At 31.1% G+C, this 5299-nt stretch carries 5 protein-coding genes and 1 riboswitch; of the genes, 4 read left to right on the forward strand and 1 reads right to left on the reverse strand.

Annotation, left to right across the window (positions count from 1 at the left end; genetic code table 11):
* Positions 1–1160: hypothetical protein (locus tag J1N10_RS20385; RefSeq protein ID WP_262328581.1), on the forward strand; the 1160-nt coding region annotated here is incomplete at its 5' end.
* Positions 1161–1571: 411 nt separating this feature from the next.
* Here the strand turns inward: J1N10_RS20385 and J1N10_RS20390 are convergent.
* The gene (locus tag J1N10_RS20390) at positions 1572–1862 is read right to left on the reverse strand and encodes a hypothetical protein (protein WP_262328582.1); all 291 of its coding nucleotides are present in this window, start codon (positions 1860–1862) and stop codon (positions 1572–1574) included.
* 50 nt (positions 1863–1912) lie between these two features.
* Positions 1913–2006: riboswitch (SAM-I-IV-variant riboswitch) on the reverse strand.
* A 185-nt stretch (positions 2007–2191) separates the two neighbouring features.
* Between J1N10_RS20390 and J1N10_RS20395 the strand changes: the two genes are divergently transcribed.
* The 3 genes from J1N10_RS20395 to J1N10_RS20405 all read left to right on the forward strand — a co-directional run bounded on the left by J1N10_RS20395 (position 2192) and on the right by J1N10_RS20405 (position 5221).
* Positions 2192–2593: a hypothetical protein gene (locus J1N10_RS20395; protein ID WP_262328583.1), complete on the forward strand. Its 402-nt coding sequence runs from the start codon at positions 2192–2194 to the stop codon at positions 2591–2593.
* A 522-nt stretch (positions 2594–3115) separates the two neighbouring features.
* Complete coding sequence (locus J1N10_RS20400) at positions 3116–4489, forward strand: site-specific integrase (protein WP_262328584.1); 1374 nt, start codon at positions 3116–3118, stop codon at positions 4487–4489.
* A gap of 117 nt (positions 4490–4606) precedes the next feature.
* Positions 4607–5221 (forward strand): hypothetical protein, encoded by a 615-nt coding sequence (locus tag J1N10_RS20405; protein WP_262328585.1) that lies wholly within the window; start codon positions 4607–4609, stop codon positions 5219–5221.
* The last annotated feature ends 78 nt before the right edge of the window (positions 5222–5299 follow it).

A 5299-nucleotide genomic window follows, 5' to 3' on the forward strand; every position in this document is an offset into this window, starting at 1 on the left:
AACTTGCTTTAAAAGAGTATAAAATGTCCTTAAGTGAGTCCAAGAATGGTTTATATGAAAAACCTATAATAACTGAATTAAGTATAGCAAAGCAAAAAATAAGTGATTTATTTAATGAGCATTTAATCCTTAAAAATAAAGATGAAGATAAGGAAGAATCAAAGAATGAAAACCTTTACTTCTCTTCCAGCAATGTCATTACTAGATTTAAAAGCATTATAACTGAGTGTGGCATTCAATATAAGGATATAATGAATTATGCACTTGCTGTTTTGGATAAAAAAACTTCCAAATTAACCTCAAAATACTTAAACCTTGAAAATAAACCTGATATTAAAGTTGAAAAACAATTTGAAAAAGGTTTTTTAGAAATATTAGATGTGGCATTTTTTCTTTATTCTGTATCACCAAGAGTTAACTCTACAATTAAGATTTGTTTAATAGTAGAGAAGATTGTAACCTTTTTAAAGAAAAATAAAAAAAATAATTACCTCGAGCCATTTTCCTTTAGTAGCAAGCATAATTTATATAAAAAGATATCAGATGAAATAAATCATATTCTAAAGAAGAATAAACTTCAATCAGAAACTCCAATTGAAACATTGTATTTATTGATAGCTTTAAGTCAACTAGGACGAGAATATAGGTTAAGTTTAAGCGTATTATGTGATTTTTTAAATATTAGAAAAGAAAATGGGGTGTATAAATTACCTGATAAACTTAATTACTTTACCATCACGGTTATTTTGTTTTATATAAAAGATATCAAAGCATATATTCCAATAAAAGAATTAATTAAAAAACAAATCATTTATTGGTTTGAAAAGCTAGAGGACAAATATTGGAATAAAGATACCGAATCTTTATTGCTTCTTCTAGATGTTCTGGCTTGTCCATATTTAAATGAAAAAGTGCCTCCATACCGTTTAAATAAAATTAAAGAAGCTAAGGCACAAAATAAAAAGAAAAAAAATATTAATCGATATATAAAACAAGCAAAAGACATTAAGTATAGTTTTAAGAAAAATGTATTAGATTTGGTGCATATAAAAACGAATCAGATTCAACTGATTGAAGCCGAAAAGTTTTGGTTTACAAAATGGATAGAATTTGATTTTGGTATGGAATTGCAATCAAAAAGAAGCCAAGATGTTTATTAAGATATTCCGCAACCGACAGTCGTTTTCATTCTAAATGTATACGACAACACACACAAGTGGATTAAGTAAACTCTAATGTTGAGTTCTTAATAGAAAGTAACCTGAGTCGGGGGTTACTTTTGATTTCAATCAAGTACTACCTACAACATTGGCCAATAAAACATAGGTTTTCTGAAGGTTTGACAAGCCCAATTTTCATAACTAGGCCGTTCAGAAAGTCTCTTAAAACAATATTTCATTTAACTAACAAGCCTTCACTAGGATTATTTTTCCAATAGTAATTTACAAGCTAAAAATATCTTTGATATTATTGTTTCATGTACATATTTTGAAGCTACTATCACTACTTTACAAATTGATTATTGAAAACTAAAATATGGGACACGTTTTTAATCCATGCCCCAATTGATCTTAAAATTCTATAGCTAATTGCGATAGCTCTTTTTTTAATCCACTAGGATTCATTTGAATCAATTTATTTTGAACTAATACAATAGGGTATTTCATTGTCATAGTATTGTCTTTAAACCAATCTAGCTCACCCCATCTTTTAATTATTTCAGATCGCAAGCAGGAAAGATATATAGCGCGACTACTGGTCCATCCTTTACCTAAAGCTTCCCAGTTAAAGTTGTTTACAATTTCCAAGTCTGACATGTTTGAGACTTTATCTGCATACCTCTTTTCTAAATTGTTGTTCATTGTGTTAATTTTAAAATTAATACTAAATATTAACACCAAGAATAGGAAGGGAATGTACATTTTTTTGGCCGTCTGACCCACATCCTAAAACCACCGTGGCGTACAACCCGGTTGGTATCTCAAATGAGATTCTTGATGATAATTCAAAAGTAGCAATAAAATTTAAGATTTCTATTTGCCTTGTAAAAACAGGTTATGACCTATTTTAAAAGAAATAATTTACTATTTTGCATGCGTTCATTATTCATATTCAATCATTCACTATTCAGAAAGGAAAAGTTTTTGAATTAAGAAGATTATGAATTATTAATATATATATAAATTGGATAATGAAATTTAATACTAAATCAATTAAAAAGGCCTCCGAAGGTAATCCCAAAGCTCTTGAGTGCATCAAAACGCATTTTATTGAACTTATCCACTCCCATAAAACTTTAAAAAAGTCTGCACCTGTCAATGACATGCTTCATAAAGAAGTAAATCGAATAACATCCATTGCTATTGATTTTCTGTCAGATGACAAAATAAGGCCATTCAAAATGAAGATTAAAAAAATATCTCAAGAAAGCCTTCGTATACAAGATGAAGAGCCTTTTGTTACAACCGCAATCAAAGCAAAACGAAGCAAATTCAAGGAGTTCTCAATATTATGCAAAGTTAACGATCTTAAAGTTCAAGATGAACTAGAAAGATTCATGGACAAATGGATTGCTCAACACAGAGATTTTTAACCGACACATTTGTTAGTCATTTTGTTAGTAAAACAAAAAAAGCGCCCAGGATGGAAGCTCCCGAACGCCTTTATTTTCAATGTGGAGAATAGCGGAATCGAACCGCTGACCTTTTGACTGCCAGTCAAGTATAAGTTCAAATCATGATAATGTTCTGTCAAAACAGTTTTTAATAATATGGGGAAAATGCGGGGAAAATAAAACCCCTAACACTAATAATCATAGCATTAGGGGTTTTAACGTGCCCAGAACAAGACTCGAACTTGCACGGACTAAATCGTCCACAAGGCCCTCAAACTAGTGGGATACAAATATTATTGTAATCAAATTTACAATCTATTTTAAAGATGCCTGTATTTACTAGCTTTTTCTCGCATTTACTCCGATTTAGTGCGACTTATTCGAACCCATATTTACAACAAATACAATATTTGTTTCCGAATTGTTTCCGAATAAATATTGGTTGTTATGAATTGTTTCCGAATAGCTCTAAAGACTGCCATAGCACAAATTTATTAAATTATGGCAAATGCTACAGTAAGTATTTTTTTAGACAGCTCGTACACAAAAAAAGATGGTACGTCTCGTTTTTACATTAGGGTAACGCTAAACCGAAAAACTAAAAAGATTCCTTTAAATCTTTTTCTTAAACCGGAGTACTACAATCCCAAAACCAAAAAGATTAAAGAAATCAGGGAAGTGCCTGATGCGAAAAAGAACAACCTCTATTTAAAAGATAAGGAAAGTGAGGTTGAACAAATCATCATCGAATTAGAGCGAAGAAAACAATCAGTAACTTTTGAGAATATTTTAAGCCTCTACTCCAATAGTGAGGTTAATGGAAGCTTTATTGAATTTGCTAAGACCAGATTAAAGGAAGAACGCAACCGAATTAAGCAATCTACCTATGAAGGTCTGGCATTAGATATTGTTAAGCTTGAACGATACCAAGCCAATGTTACGATTTACGAAATTGATGAAAATTGGCTTGAAAAATACAGAAACTACCTTATCGAATCATTAGATAACAAAGCCAATACTATTTATGGCAATATATCAATGATAAGGAAGTACATAACCTACGCTTACAAGAAAAAAATAATCGACAGGAATCCATTTCACAATTTTTCTTTCTTAAAAGAAGATGGAAAAAAGGAACATCTTACCCTTAAAGAATTGGATATGCTTCACGACTACTATAATCAGGAAGAATTCCTAAAAATTTACAAGAAAGATAAGCGTGGTAAAACTTACCTAACTGGTATGAAATACCAGGAAACCCTCCAACACATTTTAATTAGTTGTTATTGTGGATTACGTCTATCTGACCTAAGAAAATTACGATACAAACATATTGAGAACAACATGATAATAATGGAGATGGATAAGAGCCGAAGGGATAAAGAAAAGATGCTCAGAATTCCAATTACCGAAAGACTAAAATCAGTTCTTGATTTAGATGGAGATAAAAAGCCAAACGATAAAATTTATAAAGGCTTCGTGCGAAGCAGTTCCGATATAAATCCCCTGTTACGCTTTATAATGAATGAGGTTGGCATAAAAAAACGCCTCTCTTTTCATTGCACAAGGCACACTTTTGCTGTAAGTGCATTGACATTAGGTATGTCTCTTGAGACTGTATCTGATATTATGGGGCATAATGATTTAAGAACCACTCAGATTTATGCTAAAATCATTGATGACAAGCGAAAGGAAGAAATGTCGAAATGGAATAGGTTAAATAACCTCAATAATGAAAATTTAACCTACGCTCTAGCCATTTGTCCGAACTGCGACAATGAAGTATTAAGATTTGAAAAGGGAGTGATAAGGATTAAAAAGCTTACGCTTCATTGTCAATCTTGCTCCACAAAATTCTCTTATGTAGTTGTATAATTAAAAAGACAAGAAATGAAATCATATACGAACACAATAATAAATCGAAAGGGAACATACGCAGTTCTTTTGCACGTTGATAATTATTTTTTATTAAAATTTTCAAATTAACACATAATGTTCGTATATGATTTTATAGAAAAGATTGGAAAGATTGAGGTGAAATACTCAAGGAAGTTTAGAAAACGGTATTTAACATTTACTGAGGAGTTTTCTTCTGAACAGGAATACAATCAGCAGTTGGACGAGTATCTAATTGAGTTTAGAAAAGAAATTCAAAGCTTACCTTTTAGTTTGAATTCAAAACAGTCAAGAAAAACATTTTTGCACAATATATACGATGAGTTTCTTTATACCAGGGAACGCCTTAACGAGCAATTTATTCAATTAATATCCCAAAGTCACGATTGTATCACCTTGCAAAAAGTGAGGTTTAAATGTTGTTTTCCTAAATACTTTCAAAAGAAGTATTTGAAAAAAGCTAGAACTGCATATCGGCAACTTCATGTTGTATTCACATTACGTATTGATAAAATTGAAACTGCGGTTGATATTTTAAAACTAACAGCAATGAATGATGGGATTGAAATGGATATTTCGGATAAGCAAAGCCCTGTAAGATTTAAAACCAATCTTTCAAGTCCGGAACTTGCATATCTTTCATTTAGGATTATGGAAAAAGTGTCAGTTGAACCAAATTTTAACCGTACTCATTTATGGAAAAAACGCTGAAGTTGACCACCTCTTAACGATTTAAATTGACCAGGTCTAACGAACGAAATTGACCACCCTTTGACGCTCCAAAGTGAC

The organism is Carboxylicivirga litoralis, assembly GCF_025499605.1.
In the GTDB taxonomy this organism is placed as follows: domain Bacteria; phylum Bacteroidota; class Bacteroidia; order Bacteroidales; family Marinilabiliaceae; genus Carboxylicivirga; species Carboxylicivirga litoralis.

Excerpts from the sequence above, each read along its gene's own strand:
- J1N10_RS20400 (WP_262328584.1), top strand. The coding sequence starts at position 3,116 with ATGGCAAATGCTACAGTAAGTATTTTTTTAGACAGCTCGTACACAAAA.
- J1N10_RS20405 (WP_262328585.1), top strand. The coding sequence starts at position 4,607 with ATGTTCGTATATGATTTTATAGAAAAGATTGGAAAGATTGAGGTGAAA.
- J1N10_RS20390 (WP_262328582.1), bottom strand. The coding sequence starts at position 1,862 with ATGAACAACAATTTAGAAAAGAGGTATGCAGATAAAGTCTCAAACATG.
- J1N10_RS20395 (WP_262328583.1), top strand. The coding sequence starts at position 2,192 with ATGAAATTTAATACTAAATCAATTAAAAAGGCCTCCGAAGGTAATCCC.